The sequence below is a fragment of the Massilia antarctica genome (genome assembly GCF_015689335.1).
In the GTDB taxonomy this organism is placed as follows: domain Bacteria; phylum Pseudomonadota; class Gammaproteobacteria; order Burkholderiales; family Burkholderiaceae_D; genus Telluria_A; species Telluria_A antarctica.
Genome location: NZ_CP065053.1, coordinates 1,628,187 through 1,653,219 on the forward strand (window position 1 = coordinate 1,628,187; position 25,033 = coordinate 1,653,219).

Consider the following 25,033-nt stretch of genomic DNA (forward strand, 5'->3'; position numbering starts at 1 on the left):
GTGATGGCCGACATGCCTCAGGATTGGGTAGCGCGCAGCCTGCGCAGCGTGTGGCACCCGTGCACGCAGATGCAACACCATGAAACCGTTCCCCTGATCCCGGTCAGCCACGGACGCGGTGCGTGGCTGTACGACCATGAAGGCAAGCGTTATCTGGACGCGATCAGTTCCTGGTGGGTCAACCTGTTCGGCCACGCCAACCCGCTCATCAACGCGGCCTTGAAAGACCAGCTGGACCGGCTGGAGCACGCCATGCTGGCCGGCTTCACGCACGAACCGGTGGTGCGCCTGTCGGAGCAGCTCTCCGAGATGACCGGCAAGGTGCTCGGCCACTCTTTCTACGCGTCGGACGGGGCCTCGGCGGTCGAAATCGCGCTGAAAATGAGCTTTCATGCGTGGCGCAACGCGGGCATGAGCGACAAGCAGGAATTCGTCTGCCTGCAGGGCAGCTACCACGGCGAAACCATCGGCGCGCTGGCGGTGACCGATGTGGCGCTGTTCAAGGATGCCTACGGCCCGCTGCTGCGCGCCGCCCGCGTGGTGACATCCCCGGACGCACGCAATGCGCAGGAAGGCGAAAGCGCGCAGGATGTGGCGCGCCGCGCCGCAGCCGACGTGGAAAAGCTGTTCGAGGAACGCGCCGGCCACATCGCCGCCATCATCATCGAGCCGCTGGTCCAGTGCGCGACCGGCATGGCGATGCACGACCCGCTCTACCTGACCCTGGTGCGCGAACTGTGCGACCGCTTCCAGGTGCACATGATCCTCGACGAAATCGCGGTCGGCTGCGGACGCACCGGCACCTTTTTCGCCTGCGAGCAGGCCGCCATCTGGCCGGATTTCTTGTGCCTGTCGAAAGGCATCAGCGGCGGCTACCTGCCGCTCTCGCTCGTGCTCACGCGCGACGAGGTGTACCAGGCCTTCTACAGCGCCGATATGACGCGGGGCTTTTTGCATTCGCACTCGTACACCGGCAATCCGCTGGCCTGCCGCGCGGCGCTGGCGACCCTGCAGATTTTCAAGGACGACGATGTATTGAACCGCAACCGCGCGCGCGCCACGCGCCTGACGACGGCGCTGGCGCCCCTGGCCGAGCATGAGCGCGTGCGCAATTTCCGCCAGCGCGGCATGATCTGGGCCTTCGATGCGGTCGAACCCGACGCCGCGCGCGCCGCCACCTTTTCGCGCCGCTTCTTTTCCAGCGCGCTGGAAAACGAACTGCTGCTGCGCCCCATCGGCCGCACCGTCTACCTGATGCCGCCATATATTCTCTCCGACGAGGAAAGCGACGGCCTGGCCGAGCGCACCCGCGCCGTGTTCGACACCGTGATCGCGAGCTGACCGATGAAGTTGATAGATGCAATCGAGCGCCAACTGCGCCAGTTTGACGAACAAAGCCTGACGCGCGAACGGCGCGTGGTGGACACGCCCTGCAAGCCGCGCCTGACGGTGAACGGCCGCCCGCTGCTGGCCTTTGCCAGCAACGACTACCTTGGCCTGGCGGCGCACCCGCGCGTGGTCGAAGCGCTGCGCGAAGGCGCGGACCTGTACGGCGCCGGCAGCGGCGCCTCGCACCTCATCTCCGGCCACAGCGTGGCGCACCAGCGGCTGGAAGAGCGGCTGGCCGGCTTCGTCGGCCCGCATCTGGAATCGCCGCGCACACTGGGCTTTTGCACCGGCTACATGGCCAACCTGGCGATCCTCACCGCGCTCGGCGCCGATGGCGACGCCCAGATTTTTTCCGAATCGCTGAACCACGCCTCGCTGATCGACGGCGCCCGGCTGGCGCGCGCCGCCGTCAAGGTGTATCCGCACGCGGACCTGGCGGCCCTTGGCGCCATGCTGGCTGCCAGCAACGCGACGGCCAAGCTGGTGGTCACCGACAGCGTTTTCAGCATGGATGGCGACATCGCCCCCCTGCCCGAACTGCTGGCGCTGTGCGAGCAGCATGATGCGTGGTTGGTGATCGACGACGCCCACGGCTTCGGCGTGCTCGGTGCGCACGGACGCGGCGCGCTTGAACACTTCAATCTGCGCTCGCCAAATATCGTCTACATGGGCACCTTGGGCAAGGCGGCCGGCGTCGGCGGCGCTTTTGTCGCGGCGCACGCCAAGGTGATCGAACTGATGATCCAGCGTGGCCGGCCCTACATCTACACCACCGCCGCGCCGCCGGCGCTGGCGCATGCCCTCTTGACCAGCATCGACATCATCGGCGGCGACGAAGGTGCCTCGCGCCGCGCCCATTTGCAATCGCTGATCGCGGCGTTCGACGAGCAGGTCGACCTGAAACACTGGCAGCGCGTGCCCTCGAGCACCGCGATCCAGGCGATCGTGATCGGCACCAACGAAGAAGTGCTGCGCATCGGCGCCGGACTGCACGGGCACGGCCTGTGGGTGCCGGCGATCCGGCCTCCTACCGTGCCCGAAGGGACGGCCCGCCTGCGCGTGACCCTGTCGGCCGCGCACACGCATGAAGAAGTCGCGCAGCTCGCCGCTGTGCTCAACGACCTGGAAAGGACGTGAGATGAGCCTCAATGATCCCATCGTACCCGTGGTGACCGAACCGGCGCCGGGCGCCGAACCGGTGTTGGTGGCCGAACCGCAGCCGTCGCTGGCGGCCGAAGGCCTGCCATCGCGCTTTTGCTGTTTTGTCACCGGCACCGACACCGAAATCGGCAAGACCCTGGTGTCGGCCGCGATCCTCCACGCACTGGTGGCCGGTGGCGTGCGCGCCTGCGGCATGAAGCCGGTGGCCGCCGGCGCCGCCATGCGCGACGGCGAACTGCATAACGACGACGCCGACATGCTGGTCGCCGAAAGCAGCGTGCACCTGCCGGTCAACATCACCACTCCCTACATGCTGCGCGAAGCCTGCGCACCGCACATCGCCGCCCGGCTCGAAGGCGTGACCATCGAACCGGTGCCGATCATCGCCGCCTATGCCGAAATCGCGGCCGCCTCGGATGCCGTGGTGGTCGAGGGCGTGGGCGGTTTCCGGGTGCCGTTCTCGGACCATTTCGACAGCGCCCAGCTGGCCGAACAACTCAACCTGCCGGTGATCCTGGTGGTGGGTCTGCGCCTTGGCTGCATCAGCCACGCGCTGCTGACGGCCGAAGCGATTATCGCGCGCGGCCTGGTGCTGGCCGGCTGGGTGGTCAACGAAATCGATCCGGACATGCGCTTCGCCGACGACAATGTCGAAGCGCTGGCCGAGCGCATCCCGGCGCGCCTCTTGGGGCGCATCCCGTACCTGGACCAGCCGACTCCTGCCGAAGCGGCCAAATTTATTGATCTCGCGGGGCTGCCTGGCTGGCCGTCCGCGCGCGACTGAACCTGAAGGAACCACGATGTCCCAAACCCAAGCTGTCTCTTTCCACCCGCCTGCGGCCGCGATCACCCTGCCGGAAGCGGCCACCTGGCCGCTGGCGGACGTGCTGGCCCTCTTCGAGCTGCCGTTCAATGACCTGATGTTCCAGGCCCAGACGGTGCACCGCAAGCAGTTCCCGGCCGGCGACGTCGAACTGGCCACCTTGTTGTCGATCAAGACCGGCGGCTGCGAGGAAGACTGCAGCTACTGCCCGCAGGCGGCGCGCTACGACACCGGCGTCGAAGCCAAGAAGATCCTCGGCATCGAGACGGTGCTCGACGCGGCGCGCCAGGCCAAGGCCAACGGCGCCACCCGTTTCTGCATGGGTGCCGCCTGGCGCAGCCCGAAAGAGCGCGACATGGAAAAGGTCGAAGAGATGGTGCGTGAAGTCAAGGCACTGGGCCTGGAAACCTGCGCCACCCTCGGCATGCTCGAAGAAGGCCAGGCCGACCGCCTGAAAGAAGCGGGCCTGGACTACTACAACCACAACCTGGACACGGCGCCTGAGTTCTACAGCAACGTGATCTCGACCCGAGAATACCAGGACCGCCTGGACACCCTGGGCCGCGTGCGTAGCGCCGGCCTGAAGGTCTGCTGCGGCGGCATCGTCGGCATGGGCGAATCGCGCCTGCAGCGCGCTGGTTTGATCGCGCAATTGGCGAACCTGAATCCCTATCCGGAATCGGTGCCGGTCAACCACCTGGTGCAGGTCGAAGGCACGCCGCTGCACGGCCTGGACCCGCTCGACCCGTTCGAATTCGTGCGCACCATCGCCGTGGCCCGCATCACCATGCCGCAGGCGCGCGTGCGCTTGTCGGCGGGCCGCCGCCAGATGGGCGAAGCGGTACAGGCGATGTGCTTCCTGGCCGGCGCCAATTCGATTTTCTACGGCGACAAGCTGCTCACCACCGATAACCCGGAAGCCGAAGACGACCGCGTGCTGCTGGCCAAACTGGGCCTGGTGACGCGCGCTTCGACCCTGGAATCGGCGCCCAAGGCCAGCTGCGGCGGCTGATCCACCTTTAGAACAACATCGATCGAGACCCACGCATGTTCACAAAAATCCTCATCGCCAACCGTGGCGAAATCGCTTGCCGTGTCGCCGCTACCGCGCGCCGCATGGGCATCAGGACTGTCGCCGTGTACTCCGAGGCGGACGCGAACGCCAAGCATGTCGCGGTATGCGATGAAGCTGTGCTGATCGGCCCCGCCGCCGCCAAGGAAAGTTATCTGTGCGGCGACAAGATCATCGCCGTGGCGCTGGCCACCGGCGCCGAGGCGATTCACCCCGGCTACGGTTTCTTGTCCGAGAACGCGGAATTCGCCGATGCCTGCGCCGAAGTAGGCCTGGTGTTCATTGGCCCGCCGGGCTCCGCCATGCGTGCGATGGGTTCCAAGTCGGCTGCCAAGACGCTGATGGAAAAGGCCAATGTGCCGCTGGTGCCGGGTTATCACGGCGACGAGCAGGACCCGGACTTTTTGCAGAAGCAGGGCGACCGCATCGGCTACCCGGTGTTGTTGAAAGCCAGTGCCGGCGGTGGCGGCAAGGGCATGCGCGTGATCGAAAAATCGGAAGACTTCAAGGCGGCGCTGGCCTCGTGCAAGCGCGAGGCGATCAGCTCCTTCGGCGACGACAAGGTGCTCGCCGAAAAATACCTGCTGCGTCCGCGCCACATCGAAATCCAGGTCTTCGCCGACACCCACGGCAATTGCGTCTACCTGCACGAGCGCGATTGCTCGGTGCAGCGGCGCCACCAGAAGGTGCTGGAAGAAGCGCCGGCGCCGGGCATGTCGCCTGAACGCCGCGCCGCCATGGGCGAGGCCGCGGTGGCCGCCGCGCGCGCGGTCGGTTACGTGGGTGCGGGCACGGTGGAGTTCATCGCCAACCAGGATGGCTCGTTCTATTTCATGGAAATGAACACGCGCCTGCAGGTCGAGCATCCCGTCACCGAAATGATCACCGGGACCGACCTGGTGGAGTGGCAGCTGCGCGTGGCCAACGGCCAGCCGCTGCCGAAAAAACAGGCCGAACTTGGCATCCATGGCCACGCAATCGAGGCGCGCGTCTACGCGGAGAACCCTGAAAAGGGCTTCCTGCCGTCGATCGGCACCTTGCGCCATATGGATACGCCGGCTGCCGTGAGTTTTGAACTCGGTGGCACGCCGGGCGGTTCGCCGGCGGCGGTGCGCATCGATTCGGGCGTGCGCGAAGGCGATGCCATTTCGCCGTATTACGATCCGATGATCGCCAAGCTGATTGTCTGGGGCGCCGACCGCACGCAAGCGCTGGCGCGCATGTCGCAGGCGCTGGCCGAGTTCCAGATCGTCGGCCTGGCCACGAATATCGCCTTCCTCAAGCGCCTGGTCGAAGGGGCCGCCTTCGCGACGGCCGACCTGGACACGGGCCTGATCGAACGCAATGCCGATATCTTGTTCCCGCCGCCGAAAGCGGCTCCCGTCGGCGCGCTGGCGCTGGCCGCGGTGGCCTTGACCGGCGCCGAGAAGCAGGCATCCATCGAACAATCGCACAACGGCGCCGACCCGTGGGGCAATGCGCTCGGCTGGCGCCTGAACAGCGCCTACCAGCGCCAGCTCTCGTTTACCGACGAGTATTCGGCGGCGAAGGAAAGCAAGGCGTACAAGGTCGGCCTGACCTACCGCCCGCACGGGTGGGATTTGTCGGTCAACGGCATCGACGCCGAGCTGGCGCTCACCGCGCAGGATGGTGCCGAGCTGTCGATCAAGCTCGGTGCGACCTCGATCCACGGCGCCGTGCGGCGTGACGGCGACACCTTCCACGTGTTCACGGGCGGGCGCCACTTTGTGCTGGTCTATAACGACCCGATGGCGCACGCCGGCGAAGCCGAAGCGGCAGGCGGGCGCCTGACCGCGCCGATGCCGGGCAAAGTAGTGGCGGTGATCGCCACCAAAGGACAGCAAGTCAAGAAGGGCGACCCGCTCGTCATCATGGAAGCGATGAAGATGGAACATACCATCGGCGCGCCAAGCGACGGGCTGGTTGAGGAAATTCTGTATCAGGTAGGAGACCAGGTCGCCGACGGCGCACCGCTGTTGGCATTCAAGGCTACATAAAAACCAGAAAAACATAGTGGAGACAAGCATGCGCATTCTTCTACATCGGGCCGACGGCGTCACCGAGCCGTGGGTTCGCGATTTCGCCAGCGTGCTGCCGCAGGCCGAGGTAGTGCTCTGGCAGGAAGGCGTGCCGTTTGCGCCTTGCGATTACGCCGTCATGTGGTCGCCCCCGGCCGGGCTGCTCAAGCAGCTCGACGGCGTCAAGGCGATCTTCGTGACCGGCGCCGGCGTGGATGCCCTTCTCAAGTTCGGCGATTCGCTGCCGCCCGTGCCCATCATCCGCCTGGGCGATGCCGGCATGGCGATCCAGATGGCCGAATACGTGGCGCACGCGGTACTGCGCTACTTCCGCCGTTTCGATGAATACGAACGCCAGGCGCGGCGCGGCGTCTGGAACCCGCTGCCGCAGTTCGACAAGGCGCAGTTCACGGTCGGCGTGATGGGCATGGGGATGCTCGGGCGGCGCGTGCTCGATGCGCTTGCGCACTTCGGTTTTCCGCTGCGCGGCTGGAGCCGCACCCAGAAGGAGATCGAGGGCGTCACCTGCTTTGCGGGCGAGGACGGCCTTGATGAATTCTTGCGCGGCACGCGGGTGCTGGTGTGCATGCTGCCGCTCACGCCCGACACCACCAACCTGCTGGCGCGCGCCAACCTGTCCAAGCTGCCCGAAGGGGCGTATGTGGTCAACGTGGCGCGCGGCGCGCATGTGGCCGAGCCGGATTTGCTGACCCTGATCCGCGCAGGCCACATCGCCGGCGCCACGCTCGACGTGTTCCGCAACGAGCCGCTGCCCGGACCGCACCCGTTCTGGGAGGAGCCGCGCATCACCATCACGCCGCATATGTCGGCGATGACCTTGCCCGGCGAGAGCGTGGCTCAGATCGCCGGCAAGATCGGCGCGCTCGAACGCGGCGAGCCGGTGGCCGACGTGGTCGACCGCGCACGCGGGTATTGACGCGCGTGTATTCACATTTCGAACAAGGAACCGCCATGAGCACCCTGCCGCAGAAAGTCAAGATCGTTGAAGTCGGGCCGCGCGACGGCCTGCAAAACGAGAAGGAGTCGGTCAGCGCCGCCGTCAAGATCGAGCTGGTCGACCGCCTCTCGCGCGCCGGCTTCGCCAACATCGAGGCGGCGTCGTTCGTGTCGCCCAAGTGGGTGCCGCAGATGGCGACCAGCGCCGAGGTGATGGCCGGGATCACCCGCCGCGCAGGCACCATGTATTCGGCGCTCACGCCCAACATGCAGGGCTTCGATGCGGCGCTGGCAGCAAAGGCCGATGAAGTGGTGATCTTCGGGTCGGCCTCGGAAGCGTTCTCGCAAAAGAACATCAACTGCTCAATTGCCGAATCGATTGCGCGTTTCGAGAGCGTGGCCAAGGCAGCCAAGGATCACGGCCTGCGCCTGCGCGGCAGCATCAGCTGCGCGTTCGGCTGCCCGTATCAGGGCGAGGTCTCGCTCGATGCCGTGGCCGACGTGGTGGGCCGCATGCGCGAGCTGGGATGCGACGAGATCGACATCGCCGACACCATCGGCGTGGCGACCGCGCGCAAGACGCAGGCGGTGATGCTGCGCGCGGCGCGGGAGTTTCATCTGGACCGGATCTCCGGCCATTTCCACGACACCTACGGGCAGGCGCTGGCCAATATCTACGCCAGCCTGGAAGTGGGCGTATCGATTTTCCACTCGTCGGTGTCGGGCTTGGGTGGCTGCCCGTATGCCAAGGGCGCGACCGGCAACGTCGCCACCGAGGACGTGCTGTACCTGATGCAGGGCCTTGGCATCGAGACCGGGATCGATCTCGATATGGTGGTCGATGCGGGGCAGTTCATTGCGCAGCACCTGGGCCGCAAGGGTTCCAGCCGCGCGGGCAATGCGCTTGCGGCCAAGCGCGCAGGCTGAATCACACCCATCAGCTTAAAACCGCGTTTGTTTGCGGATCGAAGGTAGCTTCGATTGCCGTGGGGGCGCCTGGCCCTGCGCTGGAGGTCATTTCCGCCAGTGGCGGAAAGTCATTTCTGCCAGTGGCGGAAAGTCATTTCTGCCAGTGGCAGGAATGACAGTCTTGAGGGTACGGGAATCAAGACTAAGACCGGCCGTGGGGGAAGTATGCGACACTGCTGCTCGATGCGAGCGACGATGCAAACACCTTGCCACAACGGACAGTAGGCCACATTGGCCAATCGGTCGACTACTGGGAAGGGGAATGATGTTACGAGACGAAACTGCGAGAAGAAGATATGACAGGCCGACGAGGTCTTTTTCGTCAGCCTGCATAAGAAATACTGGTCGGAGTACAAGGATTCGAACCTTGGACCCCCTGGTCCCAAACCAGGTGCGCTACCGGACTGCGCCACACTCCGAGGACCAGAATAATAACGGACGGAACTAACCTGGTCAAGGGACAGCATGATTTTTTGGCGATTTTCGACAAAATAGATGAATTTTTACGCACTTACACACGGTCAAACCGATAAGGACCGCATGTTGTTCCGGGTCGGCGCCGGCATCGCGCTGTCGATCGTGGCGCATGGATTGCTGCTGTTCGCATACCGGCAGGGGGCGATGCCGCCCTGGCGCAACGAAGCCGAGGCGCCACGCGAGGCGCCACGCGAGGCGCTGGTGGTGAGACTGCGCGCGCCGGAACCCAAGCCGCAGGCATTGCCCGTGCCCGAGGCTCCGCCTGTGCCGAAGGCCGAGCCGAAGCCGCAACGAAAGCCGGCGACGGCCGCCGTGGAGCACGTTGAGCGCAAGGCAAGCCCGGCGACCGCACGGACCGCCGCGCCCGATGTGATCGCGCTACCCGACGACAAGGCCAATGAGCCGGCCGCGCCCGGGGCGTTCACGGTGGCGCCGCCGGGAGCGCCACGCTTCGATCCCGACGCGGCCCGCAAGTTCGCGCGCGAGATCGCCACCCAACCGGACCCGGCGCGCGCCGGGATGGCCGTGGCGCAGATTCCGCCCAAGCCGTACGCCACCGAAACCAAGGCGGCACGCCTGATCGCGGGGGCCAAACGCAGCAACTGCAAGGATGGGATTCCGGGCGGCTTGCTGGCGCCACTCGTTCTGCTGCTCGACAAAAAGGATAGTGGGTGCAAGTGGTAGTGATCGGCGGGGCCGGCATTCCCACCGGCCACCGTGCCGCAGACCGGCCCGGATGACACCGGACCCGCAGCAACGTCAGGCGCGGGCCCGCTCAGCGCAAGCCCGGCCGTCATTGCTTATTTGAGGCGCAGCTTCAATTCCTGCGCCGCCTGGTCGAGCGCGCTGCGCGTGGTTGGCAAGGTGGACAGTGCATTGAGCAGCCCGAAATCGTGGATCATGCCGTTGTAGCGCACGCTCTTGACCTCCACCCCGGCCGCATCGAGCTTGCGGGCATAGGCTTCGCCTTCGTCGCGCAGCACGTCGAATTCAGCGGTCTGGATCAAGGTCGGGGGCAGCCCTTGCAGCTGGCTCAGGCTCGCTTGCAGGGGCGAAGCGTAAATCTCCTTGCGGGCGCCGGCATCCGTGGTGTAGTGGTCCCAGAACCAGACCATCAGATCGCGCGTCAGGAAATGGCCGTCGGCGAACTGCTTGTACGACGGCGTATCGAAGTTCGCATCGGTGACGGGCCACATCAGCACCTGGGCGCGCAGCTTGGGTGCGCCCTGATCCTTGGCCATCAGGCTGACCACGGCCGCCATGTTGCCACCCACGCTGTTACCGGCCACGGCCAGGCGCTTGCCGTCGATGCCGATCACATCGCCGTGCTCGGCCACCCAGCGGGTCGCCGCGTAGGCTTGCTTGACCGCCACCCCGTAGCCCGCCTCGGGCGACGGCGTGTAGTTGACGAACACCGCGGCCGCACCGGAACCGGCGACCAGGTCGCGCACCAGGCGTTCGTGGGTCGGATAGTCGCCCAGCACCCAGCCGCCGCCATGGAAGAACATGAAGGCCGCGATCTTGCCCTTGGTCCCTGCCGGCCGCACGATGGTCAGCCGGAGCGGCTTGCCGTCGAGGATGACGGTTTTTTCGCTGACATCGGCCGGCGCCAGCGCCACCTTGCTGCCCGCCTGCGCTCCGACCAGCACGGCGCGCGCTTGCTCGGGCGTCATCTGGTTCAGCGGCTTGCCGCCGTCGATCGCTTTCAAAAATTGCGCGGTGTTGCGTTCGACCCCGGGCAGGCTGGCCGCGTGAACGGTCGACAGCGAGGCGGCAAGCAGGGTCAGGGCGAGGGTGGCTTTCATGGTATTCCTTTTAATTGATGGCTATTAAGTAGCTTGCTATATATTGAATCGGCTTATTTGGCCTTAGTTGCCCTTTGCGGCGTCTTCGATCAGGCGGACGACGGCGGCCGGGTTCGAGGTCATCACGACGTGCGACGCATTCTTGATCTCGACGGTTTTGCGCGATTTGGCGCGTTCGGCCATGAAGCCCAGGGCGGCGGCCGGGATGTTCTTGTCGCCGCTGCCGTAGATGAAGTACGACGGCACGTTTTTCCAGGCCGGCGCACCGGATGCTTCGGTCAGCGCGGCTTCGGCGATCGGGCGCTGGCTGATCGCCATCAGCTGGGCCTGGGCTTGCGGCACATCGGCGGCGAACTGCTGATGAAACTTGTCTTGCTGGATGTAGAAGTCCTTGCCGCCGCTGGCGAGGGCGACCGGCTCGGCCAGCGCCTGGCCCAGGGTGCCGCCGGGGAAGCGGCCGGACAGTTCGAGCGCGGTCTCACCCTCGTCCGGGGCGAAGGCGGCCACGTAGACCAGGCTCTTGACGTTCGGGTTGCCGTTGGCGGCAGTCGAAATAACCGCGCCGCCGTAGGAGTGACCGACCAGCACCACCGGACCCTTGACGCTCTTGACGATGTCCGACACCACGGCGGCGTCACCCTTGACGCTGCGCAGCGGGTTGGCCGCGCCGATCACCGTGTAGCCGTCGGTGCGCAGCCTGGCGGCCACGCCGTTCCAGCTGCCGGCGTCGGCAAAGGCGCCGTGCACCAGGATGACGGTCGGCTTGACGGCGGCGAGCGGGGCCGATGCAGCCATTGCTGGCGCTGCTGCTGCGGCGGCGCTGATCGACAGGGCGAGGGCGATGGTGTTGATGGCTTTCATGGTGCTTCCTTTTAAGGGATTAAAGTTAGTTGGCGATTATATAGCGCACTACATTTCATATCGGCCGGGACAGACGGCGACCGTCCGCCCCGGGTGCGATTTGTTACTGAAGACTGCTTACGTATTCTTGCCCAGATTACTGCGCAGTACGTCCAGCTGCTGCTTCATGCTGACGACCTGGTCCAGCTCACAACCAAGGGCGCACAACAGTTGCGGCGGAAACTTCTTCGCTTCTTCCCGCAGGCGGCTGCCTGTTTCCGTCAGCGAGATGATGACCTGGCGTTCATCGCTGGCGGCGCGGATGCGGGTCAGCAATTGAGCCTGTTCCATCCGCTTGAGCAGGGGAGTCAGGGTTGCCGAGTCCAGGAACAGGCGCTCGCCAATTTCCGACACCGTCAACTCATTCTGTTCCCACAGCACCATCAACACCAGGTACTGCGAGTACGTCAGACCGAGCTTGCGCAACAACTTGCGGTACAGCTTGCTCATCGCCAGGGAAGTCGAGTACAGCGCAAAGCACAACTGGCTATCGAGCTGGGGGACTTCGTCGTTCGGTGTGTGTTTGTCGTCCATGTGAAGCAGTATAAATAGCGCACTACATAATCGCAAGCTATATTTTAATTTTGTTACTTGCCGGCCTTTTGTCCGCTGGCGGGACGCGCGCTGCTCCGCGCCAGACGCCGGGCATAGTCCCCCGATACGGCTTGCACGGCGGATGGTCCGAAGCAGCGCGCGTTTCGCTTGGACCATGGCGCGGGCGCAAAAGTGCGATTGATCTGGATCAGTCTTGCCGGCCCTTGATCTCGAGCGCCCGGTCGTACAGGGCATTCTTCTTGCGCCCGGTAATTTGCGCCGTCAGGTTGGCGGCCTGCTTGACCGAACACTCGGCCAGCAAGATGTTCAGGATGCGCTCGGCCTCGGCATCCTCGGCGTCGCCCTCGGCCTGGGCGCCTTCGAGCAGCACCACGTACTCGCCCTTTTCGCGGTGCGGATCGGCCCTGGCCCAGGCCAGCGCCTCGGACAAGGGGCAGCGGTGGATTTCTTCGAACAGCTTGGTCAGCTCGCGCGCGAACACCACCTGGCGGGCCGGCTCGAACACGCCGGCCAGCGCTTCCACGCAGTCCAGGATGCGGTGCGGCGCTTCGTAGAACACCATCGTCGCGCTCACCGTCAGCAGCTTTTGCAGGGCGGTTTCGCGCTGTTTGGCCTTGGCCGGCAGGAAGCCGATGAAATAGAACTGGTCGTTGACCAGGCCGCTGGCCGAGAGCGCCGTCACCGCCGCCGAGGCGCCCGGCACCGGCACCACGCGCAAGCCGGCGCTGCGTACGGCGTCGACGATGCGCGCGCCCGGGTCGGACACGCCGGGCGTGCCGGCGTCCGACACCAGCGCGATGCGCTCGCCGGCCTGCAGGCGCGCGATCAGCTTGTCGGCCACTTCGCGTTCGTTGTGCTGGTGCGCGGCGATCATCGGACGCGACAGGCCGAAGCGGGTCAGCAGGTTGCCGGTGTTGCGGGTGTCCTCGCAGGCGACCGCGTCGACCAGCGACAGCACGTGCAAGGCGCGCACGCTGATGTCGGTGACGTTGCCGATCGGAGTAGCCACGATATACAGGGTTGCTGTAGGATAGGACTGATGCGCCGCCTCGCCGATGGCGGGAAGCTGGGCGATCGAACTGGTCTGGAATTCTGTCATGTGGGAGTGGTAATGCTGATTAAAAGTCTGATGGGCTGGTTCGCCGCCGGCGCGCTCGCGATGCTGAGTGCCTGCAGCACGCCCTGCGACAGGCCGGGGGGATTGTGCGCGCCTATCGAACCAAACACAAGTGTCGCACCGGCCCAGCCGCGCGTGATCGCGGTCCAGGAGCCGGTCGTGCCGGAAGCCGAGGTCGAGACCATGGCGGTCGATGCGCCTCCCGGCGCCGTGGCTGCCCATCCGCACGCGGCCGACCTGCCTACCGCCGTGCCCGCCGCCGTGCCTGCCGCTGCCGGCAGCAAGCCGGCCACCCGCATCGCCCTGCTGCTGCCGACCCGCTCCGACGCCCTCGGTCCGCCGGCGGGTGCCCTGCGCGCCGGTTTCATGGCCGCCTACGAACGCGACCGCAGCGGTTTCGTGGTCAACCTGATCGAGACCGGCGACAGCGCGCAAGACGTGCTGGCGGCCTACACGGACGCGCTGGCGCAGAACGATATGGTGGTCGGTCCTTTGGCGCGCTCGGCGGTAAGCGCGATCGCGGCCGCCGGCGTGGCGGTCAGCAAGCCGACCATCGCCCTGAACCATCCGGAAGGGCGCGGCACCAACGCAGCGCTGCCGCACAATATGCTGGTCATGGGCCTGTCGATCGAAGACGAGGCGCGCCAGGTGGCGCAGTGGGCCGCGAGCGAGCATCCGGGCGCGCGCGCCCTGGTCGTGGCCGGCGCGAATGCCTGGCAGCGCCGCATCGCCAACGCCTTCGCGGCCCAGTGGAAGCAGCTGGGCAACCAGTCGCAGACGGTGGAGCTGACGGCCTCGAACGGCTATCTGAGCGAGTCGGGCATTGCCCAGCTCAAAAGCCGGGTCGATGCCGACCAGCCAGCCCTACTGTTTACCGCGCTCGACGCCGACCAGCTGCGCCAGGTGCGTGCCTCGCTCGGCAGCAACGTGCCTGCCTACGGCACCTCGTCGGTCAATCCGGGCACGGAACCGGGCACCGCCCTGGCCGAACTGGACGGCGTGCGCCTGCTCGACCTGCCATGGGAAGTGCAGCCCGACCATCCGGCGGTGATGGTGTACCCGCGCTGGAACGCCAGCCGCCGCACGCTCGACCTCGACCGCCTGTACGCGCTCGGCATCGATGCCTTCCGCGTGGCGCGCGAAATCAGCCTGCACCCGGGCGCCTCGTTCACCATGGATGGGGTGACGGGACGGCTGTCGGTCAGCTTTGGCGACGGTCCGGCGCGCTTCGAGCGGGTCCAGCCGACTGCGGTCTACCAGGGCGGCACTTTCAAGCCGTCCGACAGCGTGAACTGATATGTGGCCGGCCCGGCTCAGCGGCAAGCAGCGCCAGGGCCAGCTGTGGGAACAGAGGGCGCTGGCCTACCTGCAACGCCAGGGCTTGCGCCTGATGGACACCAACTACCGCTGCCGCGGCGGCGAAATCGACCTGATCCTGCGCGATGGCGAGGCGCTGGTGTTCGTCGAAGTACGCCAGCGCGCCAGCCGTAGCCACGGTGGCGCGGCCGCCAGCATCACCCCCGCCAAGGTCGCCCGCATGGTGCGCGCGGCCCAGACCTACCTGCTGCGCTGCTCGCCCGTGCCGCCGTGCCGCTTCGACGTGGTGGCCATCGATGGCGACCGACTCGACTGGCTGCGCAACGCCATCGAGTTGTAAGCAATTTTAATCGTACTTGGCCGGGTTCTCCGGCTGCTGCACTATAATCCCCACATGAATACTCAACGCATCCTCGCTCACTTCCACGAAAGCGCCGAACTCAAGATTCAGGCGGCTTCTGCCCTGGCCCAACCCATCTCGCAGGCGATCGAACTGATGTTCTTCGCTTTATCGAATGGAAACAAGATTCTTGCCTGCGGCAATGGCGGTTCGGCTGCCGACTGCCAGCACTTCGCGGCCGAGCTGGTGGGCCGCTTCGAGCGCGAACGCTTTCCGCTGCCGGCGCTGGCGCTGACCACCGATACCTCGATCATGACGGCGGTGGGCAACGATTACAGCTACCGCGAGATTTTCTCGAAGCAGGTGCAAGCCTTCGGCCAAGCCGGCGACGTGCTGCTGGCCATTTCCACCTCGGGCAACTCGGCCAACGTGATTGCCGCGGTCGAAGCGGCGCTGGAGCGCGAAATGCGCATCGTCGCCCTGACCGGCAAGGATGGCGGCGCGCTCGGCAAGATGCTGACCGATGCCGACGTGCATATCTGCGTGCCGCACGCGCGCACCGCGCGCATCCAGGAAGTCCATCTGGTGACCATCCACTGCATTTGCGACGGCATCGATGTGGCCCTGTTCGGAGGAGATGTCAATGAATGATTCCCCTGCTCCACTGTTGCGCCCCCTGCTGCATCCGCTGGCCAAGGCCCTCGTCTGCGTCGCCTTGCTGGGCAGCCTGCAAGGCTGCGTCGGCCTGTTCGTGGGTGGGGCCGTTGCCGGCGCCGTGGCCACGGCCGACCGCCGCACCTTGGGCGCCCAGGCCGACGACAAGGCGATTGCGCTCAAGGCCGAGATGCGCTTGCCGAAAATCACCGGCGAAGATGTGCACATCAATGTCAACAGCTTCAACCGCAAGGTGCTGCTGACCGGCGAAGTGCGCGATGACGCCATGAAGGCGGCGGTCGAGCGCGAAGTGGCCAACGTCGATGGCGTGATGATGGTCATTAACGAGCTGGAAGTCGGTTCACCCGCCACCTACACCTCGCGTTCGAACGACGCCCTGATCACCACCAAGGTCAAGGCCAGCCTGGTGGAGATGAAAACCATTTCGGCCACCTCGTTCAAGGTCATCACCGAGAACAACACCGTGTTCCTGATGGGCCGGGTGACCCAGCGCGAAGGCCAGGTCGGCGCCGATGTGGCGCGCGGCGTGTCGGGCGTGAAGAAAGTGGTCAAAGTGCTGGAATATATCAGCGAAGACGAACTCAGGGCGATCTCGCCACGTTCGACCTCGGTCCAGTTGTAGTGTGATGTAAGTACGTGCCTCGGGCGGGCGCCGGGCCGGGGCGGGTAGGCCGCGGGCGGCGTTTCGACAGCGCGGCTATAATGACTTTCCGTTCTACTCCAGTCCCCACAGTCATGTCCACCCACACCCCGCCCCGTTCCTCCTGGCTCAAACCGGCACTCATCGGCGCGGCTGTGCTGGCCATTGCCGGCGCTGGCTATGTCGCGCTGACGCGCGGCACGCCAGCACCGGACGTGACCTTCATCGACATCAAGGGACAGAAGATCAGCTCGCAAAGCTTGCGCGGCAAGGTGGTCATGGTCAATTTCTGGGCCACGTCGTGCGCTACCTGCGTGAAGGAAATGCCGCAGATGGTCGCGACCTACAACAAGTTCAAGGGCGCGGGCATGGAGTTCATCGCCGTGGCGATGAAGTACGACCCGCCCAACTACGTGCTCAGTTACACCGAGACGCGCCAGTTGCCGTTCACGGTGGCGCTCGACAGCGCTGGCGACCTCGCCAAGGCCTTCGGCGACGTCGCGCTGACGCCGACCACCTTTGTCATCGATAAGGATGGCAAGATCATCAAGCGCTATGTGGGCGAACCGGATTTCCCGGCGCTCCATCAATTGCTGCAAAAAACGATTTCGGGATAAACTTCCGGGTCGTTCAGTCGGACAAGCGCCGACCTCAAAACCCCGCCTGTACCGACAAGTAAGCGCCGCGCTGGCGCTTGGGGTTGAACACGGTAATGTCGCCCAGCACCGCGTACGCCGCAGTCACCGACACCTGCTTGCTCGGGAACCAGGCCACGAACACGTCGTCATACGCCTTTTCATGGTCCACCCCCAGGTTGTGCGGCTTTTGGCGGTATTCCACGCCGACCACCATCTGGCGGTCCACCATGTACGCGGCCGACACTTCCAGCATCGCCTTGTAAGCGTTGCCCTTGTCGCCGCCGAAACCCAGCAAACCCATCTGATTAGCCCTGGTCGCGCGCACGGTCGCGTTGAGCAGCAGGCTCTGCGCCAGCAACAGCTTGGTCGCGGCCACGTACACATCGGTGCCGCTGTCATCTTTCGCGCCCAGCTGGGTCACCTTGTTCACGCCCAACGTCCCCAGCCCGTCCACGCCCTTGTTGCGCTTGTACAGCGCGCCGACGGCGATTTGCGGCAGAAACACATCCTGCCCATAGACGGCGTCGCCCGCCAGTTTCACCTTCACCCCGACGATATCCTGCCGGATGGCGAGCCGGTCGAGCGGCGCCAGGCTGCCCTTGAAGTGCTGGCGCGCCAGCGACAGCTCGACCCGGTCGGCCAGCCCGACGGCCAGTCCGGCCGTGGCTAAGGTGTAATCCTGGGTGCGCACGCCGGTGTAGTGCAGGTTCGCGCCCCAGCTGTCGCGGCTGCCGTAGCCGGTGATCAGGGCCCACGGCACCAGGCCGCCGCCGCCGGCCCCTTCGAGCTGGCTGACCCCGCCTGTCGCGCTCAGCTTGCCCATGTCGGGCCGGCCCTGTCCGTGCGCGCCACCCGCTGCCATGCCTGCCACCAGAAACAAGCCAACCGAACGCGCCATCTGCATGTGCCCTCCTTGAAAAGCTGAACGAAACAAGCCGTCTCTACGGTACTGCGTACGCAAACGGCGCGCGATTGGATTCAATTATTTTGCTCTATTTTGCAAATAAGTTCGTTGTATTCTGGTATGCCTTTGCGATAACCTTACCGGGCTCTCCGCGCCATACGCGGCCACCCGAACCCACTTCCAAGGCGCGCTGTGTCCACCGATGTCCACCCGCTCGACCCGCAGCAACTGAGAATCTGGCTCCTGGCAGCCGGCAAGCGCGATGCCGGCGCCTTCCGTTCTCTCTACGATGCAACTTCTCCGAAACTGTTCGGCTTCGCGCTGCGTATATTGCACAAGCGCGAGCTCGCTGAAGAGGTATTACAAGAGGGCTATGTCGCGATCTGGAACAATGCCGCCAACTACCAGAGCCATCTTGCAGCGCCGATGACCTGGATGGCCACCATTGTCCGGAACAAGGCTTTCGACCACCTCCGGCGCAGCGATACCGCGGTTGAAATCGATGCGGAACAGTTTGATAGTGAAGTCATGAATGCTCTACAGGATCCGCAAGCGACGCCGATCGAGGCCTTGCAAATGAGTGGCGATGCGAAAGCGCTGGCGTGGTGCATGTCCGCGCTGGAAGGGATGCATCGCCAGGTCCTTGCGCTGGCCTATTACCACGACCTGTCGCATAGCGAAGTGGCCGAGCAGATGAAGCTACCAGTCGGAACCGTGAAAACCTGGATCAGGCGCAGTCTGGAAAAACTGCGTACCTGTCTCGCGAAACGGGAGCAAACATGAACATCCGACATAACATCGTCCTGCGCCAGAAACTGGCGGCGGAATACGTGCTGGGCACCTTGCGGGGCGGCGCGCGCCGCCGTTTCGAGCTCTGGCTGCACCAGGATGCGGACCTGCGCGACATCACCGCGCAATGGCAGCAGCGCCTGGCGCCCATGGCCGAATTCGCCGGCGGCGTGCAGCCGCCGAAAAGCGTGTGGCGCGGCATCGAACGGCGCCTGAACCTCAAGGCGAATCCGGCTTCCGGCTGGCGCTTCTGGCTCAATGACAACCTGGCGTTCTGGCGCAGCCTCGGCATGGTCTCGACCGCGATGGCGGCCCTGCTGCTGGTCGTGGTGCTGAGCAATCGTCCGGTCGATGCGCCGGTCATTTCCCATGTCGCCACCCTGAGCGACGACAAGGCGCAACCGGCCATGGTGCTCACCGCCGACCGCAAGCACCACGCGCTCGATGCGCGGGTGGTGGGCGGCGACCAGGTCGCCCCCGACAAGAGCCTGCATCTGTGGGCCGTGCCGAAGTCGGGCAAGCCGCGCTCGCTGGGGGTACTGGCTGATAACAAGGGCAAGTTTGCCTTGCCGGATAATGCGATCGGCGACGATGTGGCGGTGCTGGCGGTGACCCTGGAGCCCAAGGGCGGCTCGCCCGACCCGAATGGGCCGACCGGACCGATCGTGTACAAGGGTAACTGGGTGAGCTTGTAATGCATGTCGGCGCCGTCGTTTCCGCTACTGCCGGAAACGACGGACGAATCGGCGCTTCCTACTTCGTCACAATATCCTTCTGCATCGGCGCCAGCTTGGCCACCAGCTTGTTCTGCACCGCCGGGGCCACGCCGTTCTTGTCCATCGCCACCTGCAAATCCTCGGCCAGGGCGTTGAACTGCGCATTGGTGATGTTCAGGCCGTCATGGATATCCTTCATGTCCTTGCCCTTGTACTTGCACGGCCCGCCGGACAGCTCGCAAAACTGCTCTTCCAGCCGCATCGACAGCTTCTTCAGGTCGGACTCCCGGAACGATTCCTTGATGCGCGCATCGGCCACGATGATCGGCACGAAAGTGTCGACGATCTTCCTGATCCCGCCCTGGCCGCCCAGTCCCTGATAGACCGAGTCGTCGGTGGCGGGGCCGTGCGCGCAGCCGGTGGCCAGCGCCAAGGTGCCGATGCAAAAAAGCCGAGTCAAGGTCGTCATTCCCGCTCCGATCATGGTTGAAAGACTATCGCACTTAACAAGCACGCGCCGCCACCGGCGTGCCGCAAAACCGCGTCTATCCGGCGCCCAGCGCCAGCGCCTGGTCCACCGCGGCGGTGAAGGCGTCGATATCGATCGGCTTGGTCAGGTAGGCGAAAAAGCCGGCGGCCAGGCTGCGCTTGACGTCGCGCTCCATCGCATTGGCACTGAGCGCAATGACCGGAATGTGCGCCGTGCGCGGGTTGGCACGCAACTGGCGCTGCGCCTCGTGCCCATCCATGCCCGGCAGGTTGATGTCCATCAGGATGACCTGGGGCAGGTAGCTCTGCGCCAGCGCAATGCCGAGCTCGGCGCTGGGCGCGGAAATCAGCGCCAGATCGGGCCGGAAGCCGACGATTTGTTCCACCAGGACGAGGTTGGCGGGATTGTCTTCCACATACAGCAAGGTCGCCACCGCCGCAGCGCTGGCGGACGCCGGCGCCAACGGGTGCGCCGCCAGGCTCTGGTTGAGCTGCTGGTCGGCGCTCATGTCGAGCTCGATCCAAAACACGCTGCCGATGCCGGCCGTGCTCGACACCCCCATGCTGCCGCCCATCAGTTCGACCAGACGCTTGGTCACCACCAGCCCGATGCCGGTGCCTTCTTCGCTGCCGCCTTCCTGGCCGAGCCGGTTGAACGGCTGGAACAGGGCGGCCAGCTGGTCCGGACGCAAGCCCTTGCCGGTATCCTGCACCGAAATACGCACCCGCGCCGGGCCGATCGGGTTGGCGTTGACCACCACCACGCCGTTCTGGCGGTTGTACTTGATGGCGTTCGACAGCAGGTTCAGCATGATCTGCTTGAGCCGGGTGTGATCGGCCACCACCACCAGCGCGTCGAGTTTCGGAAACACCATGCGGATGCTGCGCTCGCGGGCGCTGTCGCCCACCATGGCCTGCACGTCGTCGAGCAGGCCGGCCAGGTTCACCGCTTCCAGCGACACGCTCAGGGTGCCCGATTCGATCTTGGCCAGGTCGAGGATTTCGTTAATCAGGGCCAGCAGGTGTTGGCCGGCGGTCAGGATATTGCGGACGAAAGCGCGCTTTTGCAGCTCGGTCGAGGGCAGCGACTCGTTGGCCAGCAACTGGGTGAAGCCGAGAATGGCATTGAGCGGCGTGCGCAGCTCGTGCGACATGCTGGTCAGGAACAAGTCCTTGGCCTGGTTGGCCCGTTCGAGCTCGACCTTCTTGTCGTTGAGGGCGCGCTCGATGCGCTTGCGCTCGGTGATGTCGCGGATCGCCGCCGATACCAGCACCCCGTCTTCGGTTTCCAGCGGCGACAGGCTGATCTCGACCGGAAACTCGGTGCCGTCGCGGCGCAAGCCGTACAGTTCGAGTCCCGCACCCATCGAACGCGGGCGCGGCTCGCCCGAAAAGCTGGCGCGGAAATGCGGATGCTGTTCGGCAAAGCGCTGCGGGATCAGGATCTCGACCTTCTTGCCGAGCAGCTCGCTGCGCGGATAGCCGAACAGTTTTTCGGTCTGGGAATTGACCAGCACGATGTCGCCCTCGCGGTTGACGATGACGATGGCATCCGGCGCCGATTCGAGCAAGCCGCGGAATTTCTGCTCGGCCTTCTTGCGCTCGCTCACATCGCGGATCGCGCTGATGACAAAGGCGCCAGCCTCGGTGCTGATCGGCGACAGGCTGATCTCGACCGGGAACTCGACCGCGTCCTTGCGCACCCCGTACAGCTCCAGCCCGGCGCCCATGGTGCGCGTGCGCGACTGCTCGAAGTAGTGCGCGCGGTGGTCCACGTGGCCAGGGCGGAAGCGGGCCGGCAGCAGCACTTCGATCAGCTTGCCGTTCAGTTCGCCGTGCTCGTAGCCGAACATGCGCTCGGCCTGGGTATTGGCCAGCACGATGGTGCCGGTCGGGTTGGCCATGATGATGCCGTCTGGCGTCGATTCGAGCAGGTCGCGGAATTTCGCTTCGATCAGCAGGGTGTCGCGCATGGCTCTCGACTGCGTCATGTCGCGCTTGCTGGAGACAATGTAGGCGATCTTGCCGTGTTCGTCGACAATCGCCTTATTGTTCGAGTCGACGTAAATCAGCGCGCCATCCTTGCGCCGGCGCAGGGTCTCGTAGTCGAAGGCGCCGTGCTGCTCGAGCTGGCGCTGCGCTTCCAGGTCCAGCTCCTGCTTGCCGGGCAGCGCGATCAGCTCGCGCAGGTCGCGCCCCACGGCTTCCTCGCTGGTGTAGCCGAAGATGCGTTCGGCGCCCCTGGTCCAGCGCAGCACGATGTGGCCTGGCGTGGTGACAATCACCCCGCCGGGCGCCTCGGCGAGTATGAGCTGATCGAAGTCGATGGTCATCCGGACTCTCCGGCTGGTGGACAGTGGCGCCGGGACGGATGAGGACGCACGGCGCAAGGTCCGGCCATCATGCGCCTTTCCGGATCATTGTCAAACGCAAGTAGTCGGATGTAATACTTTCAGTCAGCAATTGAGGCCCGGCAGCGCATCCTTATGCCGGATACAAAATCATCTGGGTGCAGCGGAACAGGGCGATGGTCTTGCCATTGGCTTCATTGGTGACCACCACATCCCACACCTGGGTGGTTTTGCCGAGGTGGGCCGCCTTGGCCACGCAGGCGATGGCGCCGTCGCGCGCGGTGCCGAGGTGGTTCGACTTGATTTCGATGGTGGTAAAGCTGTTCGCCCCTTGCGGCAGGTTGGCCACGCAGGCGTAGCCGGCGGCGGTGTCGGCCAGGGTGATGACAGTGCCGGCGTGCAGGAAGCCGTTGGGTGCGAGCAAGTGCGGCTTGACTTCCAGACGCGCCGCCACTTCGCCGCCGCCGACCCGGGTGATTTCCACGCCCAGGTAACCGGGCAAGGTGCCGGCGCCGAAACTGTTCATCGATTCAGGGGTAAACTGTTGTTGCTGCGTCATGATGTGCTCGTTCGCGATTGAAATAAGCACGATTGTACGTTTTTATTCCCTGCCCGGTTAACCGAGGTCCGATCTTGAAAAAATGTGTACTTGCACTGCTGTGCCTGCCCCTGCTGCTGTCCGCTCTGTCGGCCCGGGCGCAGAACGCCACCCCGGCGCGCCTGGCGGACGCCGCGCGCGCGCAGGTGGGCCTGACCACCCGCTACGATCCGCGCTACGAGCGCATCGCCTTTCCCGGCGGCGACGTGCCGATCGAACGCGGGGTGTGCACCGACGTGGTGATCCGCGCTTACCGCAAGGTCGGCGCGGACTTGCAGGAACTGGTGCACAACGATATGAAGAAAGCCTGGGATGCCTATCCGCACCTGTGGCAACTCAAGCGCCCCGATCCGAATATCGACCACCGCCGCGTGCCCAACCTGGCCACTTATTTCAAGCGCCACGGCAAGGCCATGATCCCCTCGCGCGATGGCGCCGCTTACCAGACCGGCGACATCGTCACGTGGATGCTGCCGGGCAATCTGCCGCACATCGGCATCGTGTCCGGCCAGCGCGGCGGCGCCGGGGTGCCGCTGGTGATCCACAACATCGGCAACGGCACCCAGGTCGAGGACCGCCTGTTCGCCTGGCCGCTCAGCGGGCACTATCGCTGGCAGCCGGCCGACCAGCCGGGGCTCAGCGCAAGCCGCTGACCGAGCCTTCCTTCGGATAATCGATGCGGTACTCGACCTGGAACTTGGCCGTGGCGCCCGCCGCCAGGGTCTTTTTCCAGGCCACCACGCCGCGCCGCTGTTCCCAGGTATCGGTGAACGGTTTCGGATCGAACACCGCCTCGACCTTGACTTCCTCGGCCGTGCTGACGGGCGAGGAATCGAACACCAGCAGCTCGACCGGCGTCTTGTGGCGGTTGACCAGGGTGAACACATCGGCGCGCACACTGGTGGCGCGGCCGCCGAAGATGCCCTTGCTGCCGGTCTTGCCGGCGACCGGATCGAGCGCGACCTTGACCAGGTCGTCGCGCCCGAACGAGAACAGGGCGCGCTCGCCATCTTGCAGGTTCCACTGGGTGGCGCCGATGTAGCCGCCATCGCGGAACAGTTGCATGGTGCCGGCCGGCCACACGCCTTCCGGACGGGCCGCTTCGGCCATGACGATGGCAAATTTTTCCAGGCGCGGCGTCACGCGCAGGTGCTGGGTGACCGGCAGCGCCAGGGTCGACAGCACCACCGAGGTGGCGCGTCCGTCGGCGGCCAGGTTGACCCGGCCCGGCACCTCGAATTCGGTGGCGAAGACGCCCTGCATTTCGCTGATCTCGGCGTCCCCGGGCTTGCTGGAGTAGCCGGTGATCTGCACCTTTTCCCTCCTGTCCATTGCCAGCGCCGGCGCCGGCGCCGGCGCATAGGCCATCATGCCCGAGGGCGCTTGCGGCGGGCGGTAGCCCAGCAGCCACGGCTGCGGTTCGCGGCCCGTGGGCGACAGGCGCGGCTGGCTGGTCGACAGGGTCAGCTTGACGTTGCTCCAGTCTTCGCCGGTGCTTTGCGAAATCGTGGCGAGCCGTTCCAGGTCGACCCGCGACGCGGCCGAGTCGAGGCTGGCGCGGTAGCCCGGCTTCCAGCCGGCATTGTCGCGCTGGTAGCTCACCGTCAGGGCACCGGCCTTGGCCGCCGCCAGGCGCACCACGATGCTGCGCACATCCTTCTCGTCCGAATTGAGGCCGGCCAGGTCGCGCTCCATGGCCGCGATTTTCTTGTCCAGCTCGCGCTGCTGCACGGCCAGCTTCTGGATCTTGAGCAGCGCCTCGCTGGCGCCGCGCCCGAGGGTATCGATCACGCCGGCCAGCGCCTTGCCATTGTCGGCCCCCTGGGGCTTGGCGCCATCGGCGGCGCCGCCGTTATAGCGTTCCAGGTAGCCCTTGACGATCGCGGCCGATTTGGCCTCGGCGTCGAGCACGGCCTTCTGGTCCTTGAGGCGCTCGATATCGCCCGCCAGCTTGGCCTCGGCCGGGTTGACGGCTGCGCTGCCGGCCGCGTCGCGCGCGACCACATCGACCACGCGGATGCCGGCGGCGGCCTGCACGCGCACGGTTTCCAGGTTGAAGTTGGCGGGCAAGCCATCGATGACGACTTCGGTGGCGCCTGCGGCGACCTGGGCGGTGCGCACCACGGTGGCGCTGGCGGGATACAGGGTAACGGCCGTGACCGGCGCATTGGCAAGGACCATGCCCGGGCTGAGCAAGGCGAGGGCGGCAAGGACAGGGTAACGCATGATGTGCCTTTCAAAACAGGGAGAAGGAAGAACGCTTGGCATTGAAACGGTTGGGGGCGGAAAAAGGGGTTAAACCGGCCGATGGA

Annotated in this window: 25 protein-coding genes and 1 tRNA gene; 16 read left to right on the forward strand and 10 right to left on the reverse strand. The window is 65.4% G+C overall.

Translation table 11 applies throughout. From position 1 onward, the window contains the following. The first annotated feature begins 3 nt into the window (after positions 1–3). From bioA to IV454_RS07360, 7 genes are read left to right on the forward strand one after another with little or no spacing between them, the layout of a single operon-like run. Positions 4–1,341, forward strand: a complete 1,338-nt coding sequence (bioA, locus tag IV454_RS07330; RefSeq protein WP_206090933.1) for an adenosylmethionine--8-amino-7-oxononanoate transaminase — start codon at positions 4–6, stop codon at positions 1,339–1,341. 3 nt (positions 1,342–1,344) lie between these two features. Beyond that, positions 1,345–2,526, forward strand: coding sequence for an 8-amino-7-oxononanoate synthase (bioF, locus tag IV454_RS07335; RefSeq protein WP_206090934.1), 1,182 nt, complete (start codon positions 1,345–1,347; stop codon positions 2,524–2,526). A 1-nt stretch (position 2,527) separates the two neighbouring features. Next, positions 2,528–3,334 carry a dethiobiotin synthase gene (bioD, locus tag IV454_RS07340; protein WP_206090935.1) on the forward strand — a complete coding sequence of 269 codons (807 nt, stop codon included), beginning with the start codon at positions 2,528–2,530 and terminating at the stop codon, positions 3,332–3,334. 16 nt (positions 3,335–3,350) lie between these two features. Then, positions 3,351–4,385, forward strand: coding sequence for a biotin synthase BioB (bioB, locus tag IV454_RS07345; protein ID WP_054265326.1), 1,035 nt, complete (start codon positions 3,351–3,353; stop codon positions 4,383–4,385). Between the two features lie 35 nt (positions 4,386–4,420). Next, complete coding sequence (locus tag IV454_RS07350; protein WP_206090936.1) at positions 4,421–6,463, forward strand: acetyl/propionyl/methylcrotonyl-CoA carboxylase subunit alpha; 2,043 nt, start codon at positions 4,421–4,423, stop codon at positions 6,461–6,463. Positions 6,464–6,491: 28 nt separating this feature from the next. Further along, a complete protein-coding gene (locus IV454_RS07355; RefSeq protein WP_206090937.1) occupies positions 6,492–7,421 on the forward strand; it encodes a 2-hydroxyacid dehydrogenase in 930 nt (309 codons plus the stop codon). A 35-nt stretch (positions 7,422–7,456) separates the two neighbouring features. After that, on the forward strand, positions 7,457–8,368 hold the full coding sequence (locus tag IV454_RS07360) for a hydroxymethylglutaryl-CoA lyase (RefSeq protein WP_054265329.1): 912 nt from the start codon (positions 7,457–7,459) through the stop codon (positions 8,366–8,368). A gap of 384 nt (positions 8,369–8,752) precedes the next feature. Here the strand turns inward: IV454_RS07360 and IV454_RS07365 are convergent. Then, a tRNA-Pro gene (locus IV454_RS07365) sits at positions 8,753–8,829 on the reverse strand. A gap of 76 nt (positions 8,830–8,905) precedes the next feature. Between IV454_RS07365 and IV454_RS07370 the strand changes: the two genes are divergently transcribed. Continuing rightward, a complete protein-coding gene (locus IV454_RS07370) occupies positions 8,906–9,571 on the forward strand; it encodes a hypothetical protein (protein WP_206090938.1) in 666 nt (221 codons plus the stop codon). A 116-nt stretch (positions 9,572–9,687) separates the two neighbouring features. Here the strand turns inward: IV454_RS07370 and IV454_RS07375 are convergent, their stop codons facing one another. The 4 genes from IV454_RS07375 to rsmI all read right to left on the reverse strand — a co-directional run bounded on the left by IV454_RS07375 (position 9,688) and on the right by rsmI (position 13,246). Further along, positions 9,688–10,692, reverse strand: coding sequence for an alpha/beta hydrolase (locus IV454_RS07375; RefSeq protein ID WP_206090939.1), 1,005 nt, complete (start codon positions 10,690–10,692; stop codon positions 9,688–9,690). A gap of 63 nt (positions 10,693–10,755) precedes the next feature. Then, complete coding sequence (locus IV454_RS07380) at positions 10,756–11,553, reverse strand: alpha/beta fold hydrolase (protein WP_206090940.1); 798 nt, start codon at positions 11,551–11,553, stop codon at positions 10,756–10,758. Between the two features lie 117 nt (positions 11,554–11,670). Next, positions 11,671–12,126: a MarR family winged helix-turn-helix transcriptional regulator gene (locus IV454_RS07385; RefSeq protein ID WP_206090941.1), complete on the reverse strand. Its 456-nt coding sequence runs from the start codon at positions 12,124–12,126 to the stop codon at positions 11,671–11,673. Positions 12,127–12,334: 208 nt separating this feature from the next. Next, complete coding sequence (gene rsmI, locus IV454_RS07390) at positions 12,335–13,246, reverse strand: 16S rRNA (cytidine(1402)-2'-O)-methyltransferase (protein ID WP_206090942.1); 912 nt, start codon at positions 13,244–13,246, stop codon at positions 12,335–12,337. Positions 13,247–13,258: 12 nt separating this feature from the next. Between rsmI and IV454_RS07395 the strand changes: the two genes are divergently transcribed. The 5 genes from IV454_RS07395 (at position 13,259) to IV454_RS07415 (ending at position 16,853) form a co-directional block, all read left to right on the forward strand. After that, the gene (locus IV454_RS07395; protein WP_229522113.1) at positions 13,259–14,560 is read left to right on the forward strand and encodes a penicillin-binding protein activator; all 1,302 of its coding nucleotides are present in this window, start codon (positions 13,259–13,261) and stop codon (positions 14,558–14,560) included. 1 nt (position 14,561) lies between these two features. Continuing rightward, on the forward strand, positions 14,562–14,921 hold the full coding sequence (locus IV454_RS07400; protein ID WP_206090943.1) for a YraN family protein: 360 nt from the start codon (positions 14,562–14,564) through the stop codon (positions 14,919–14,921). A 54-nt stretch (positions 14,922–14,975) separates the two neighbouring features. Next, on the forward strand, positions 14,976–15,572 hold the full coding sequence (locus tag IV454_RS07405) for a phosphoheptose isomerase (RefSeq protein WP_054265336.1): 597 nt from the start codon (positions 14,976–14,978) through the stop codon (positions 15,570–15,572). Further along, positions 15,565–16,218: a BON domain-containing protein gene (locus IV454_RS07410; protein WP_054265337.1), complete on the forward strand. Its 654-nt coding sequence runs from the start codon at positions 15,565–15,567 to the stop codon at positions 16,216–16,218. The genes IV454_RS07405 and IV454_RS07410 overlap by 8 nt, the downstream gene beginning before the upstream one ends. A 113-nt stretch (positions 16,219–16,331) precedes the next feature. Next, positions 16,332–16,853: a TlpA family protein disulfide reductase gene (locus IV454_RS07415; protein WP_054265338.1), complete on the forward strand. Its 522-nt coding sequence runs from the start codon at positions 16,332–16,334 to the stop codon at positions 16,851–16,853. Positions 16,854–16,887: 34 nt separating this feature from the next. Here the strand turns inward: IV454_RS07415 and IV454_RS07420 are convergent, their stop codons facing one another. Beyond that, complete coding sequence (locus tag IV454_RS07420; protein ID WP_370663784.1) at positions 16,888–17,772, reverse strand: DUF3034 family protein; 885 nt, start codon at positions 17,770–17,772, stop codon at positions 16,888–16,890. A gap of 198 nt (positions 17,773–17,970) precedes the next feature. Here IV454_RS07420 and IV454_RS07425 point away from each other — a divergent pair, with 198 nt between their 5' ends. Both IV454_RS07425 and IV454_RS07430 read left to right on the forward strand, forming a co-directional pair. Continuing rightward, the gene (locus IV454_RS07425) at positions 17,971–18,561 is read left to right on the forward strand and encodes a sigma-70 family RNA polymerase sigma factor (protein WP_229522114.1); all 591 of its coding nucleotides are present in this window, start codon (positions 17,971–17,973) and stop codon (positions 18,559–18,561) included. Continuing rightward, positions 18,558–19,262 (forward strand): anti-sigma factor, encoded by a 705-nt coding sequence (locus tag IV454_RS07430; RefSeq protein ID WP_206090945.1) that lies wholly within the window; start codon positions 18,558–18,560, stop codon positions 19,260–19,262. The genes IV454_RS07425 and IV454_RS07430 overlap by 4 nt, the downstream gene beginning before the upstream one ends. A 58-nt stretch (positions 19,263–19,320) precedes the next feature. On the opposite strand, the gene IV454_RS07435 is transcribed toward IV454_RS07430, so the two are convergent. From IV454_RS07435 to IV454_RS07445, 3 genes are all read right to left on the reverse strand, one after another. Next, positions 19,321–19,752: a group I truncated hemoglobin gene (locus IV454_RS07435; RefSeq protein ID WP_206090946.1), complete on the reverse strand. Its 432-nt coding sequence runs from the start codon at positions 19,750–19,752 to the stop codon at positions 19,321–19,323. Between the two features lie 76 nt (positions 19,753–19,828). Further along, on the reverse strand, positions 19,829–22,105 hold the full coding sequence (locus IV454_RS07440) for a PAS domain S-box protein (RefSeq protein WP_206090947.1): 2,277 nt from the start codon (positions 22,103–22,105) through the stop codon (positions 19,829–19,831). Positions 22,106–22,256: 151 nt separating this feature from the next. Next, a complete protein-coding gene (locus IV454_RS07445) occupies positions 22,257–22,682 on the reverse strand; it encodes a PaaI family thioesterase (protein ID WP_206090948.1) in 426 nt (141 codons plus the stop codon). Between the two features lie 74 nt (positions 22,683–22,756). Here IV454_RS07445 and IV454_RS07450 point away from each other — a divergent pair, with 74 nt between their 5' ends. After that, complete coding sequence (locus IV454_RS07450; RefSeq protein ID WP_206090949.1) at positions 22,757–23,374, forward strand: DUF1287 domain-containing protein; 618 nt, start codon at positions 22,757–22,759, stop codon at positions 23,372–23,374. On the opposite strand, the gene IV454_RS07455 is transcribed toward IV454_RS07450, so the two are convergent. After that, positions 23,358–24,947: a mucoidy inhibitor MuiA family protein gene (locus IV454_RS07455; protein WP_206090950.1), complete on the reverse strand. Its 1,590-nt coding sequence runs from the start codon at positions 24,945–24,947 to the stop codon at positions 23,358–23,360. The two genes, IV454_RS07450 and IV454_RS07455, sit on opposite strands and share 17 nt — an antisense overlap. Positions 24,948–25,033: the final 86 nt, after the last annotated feature.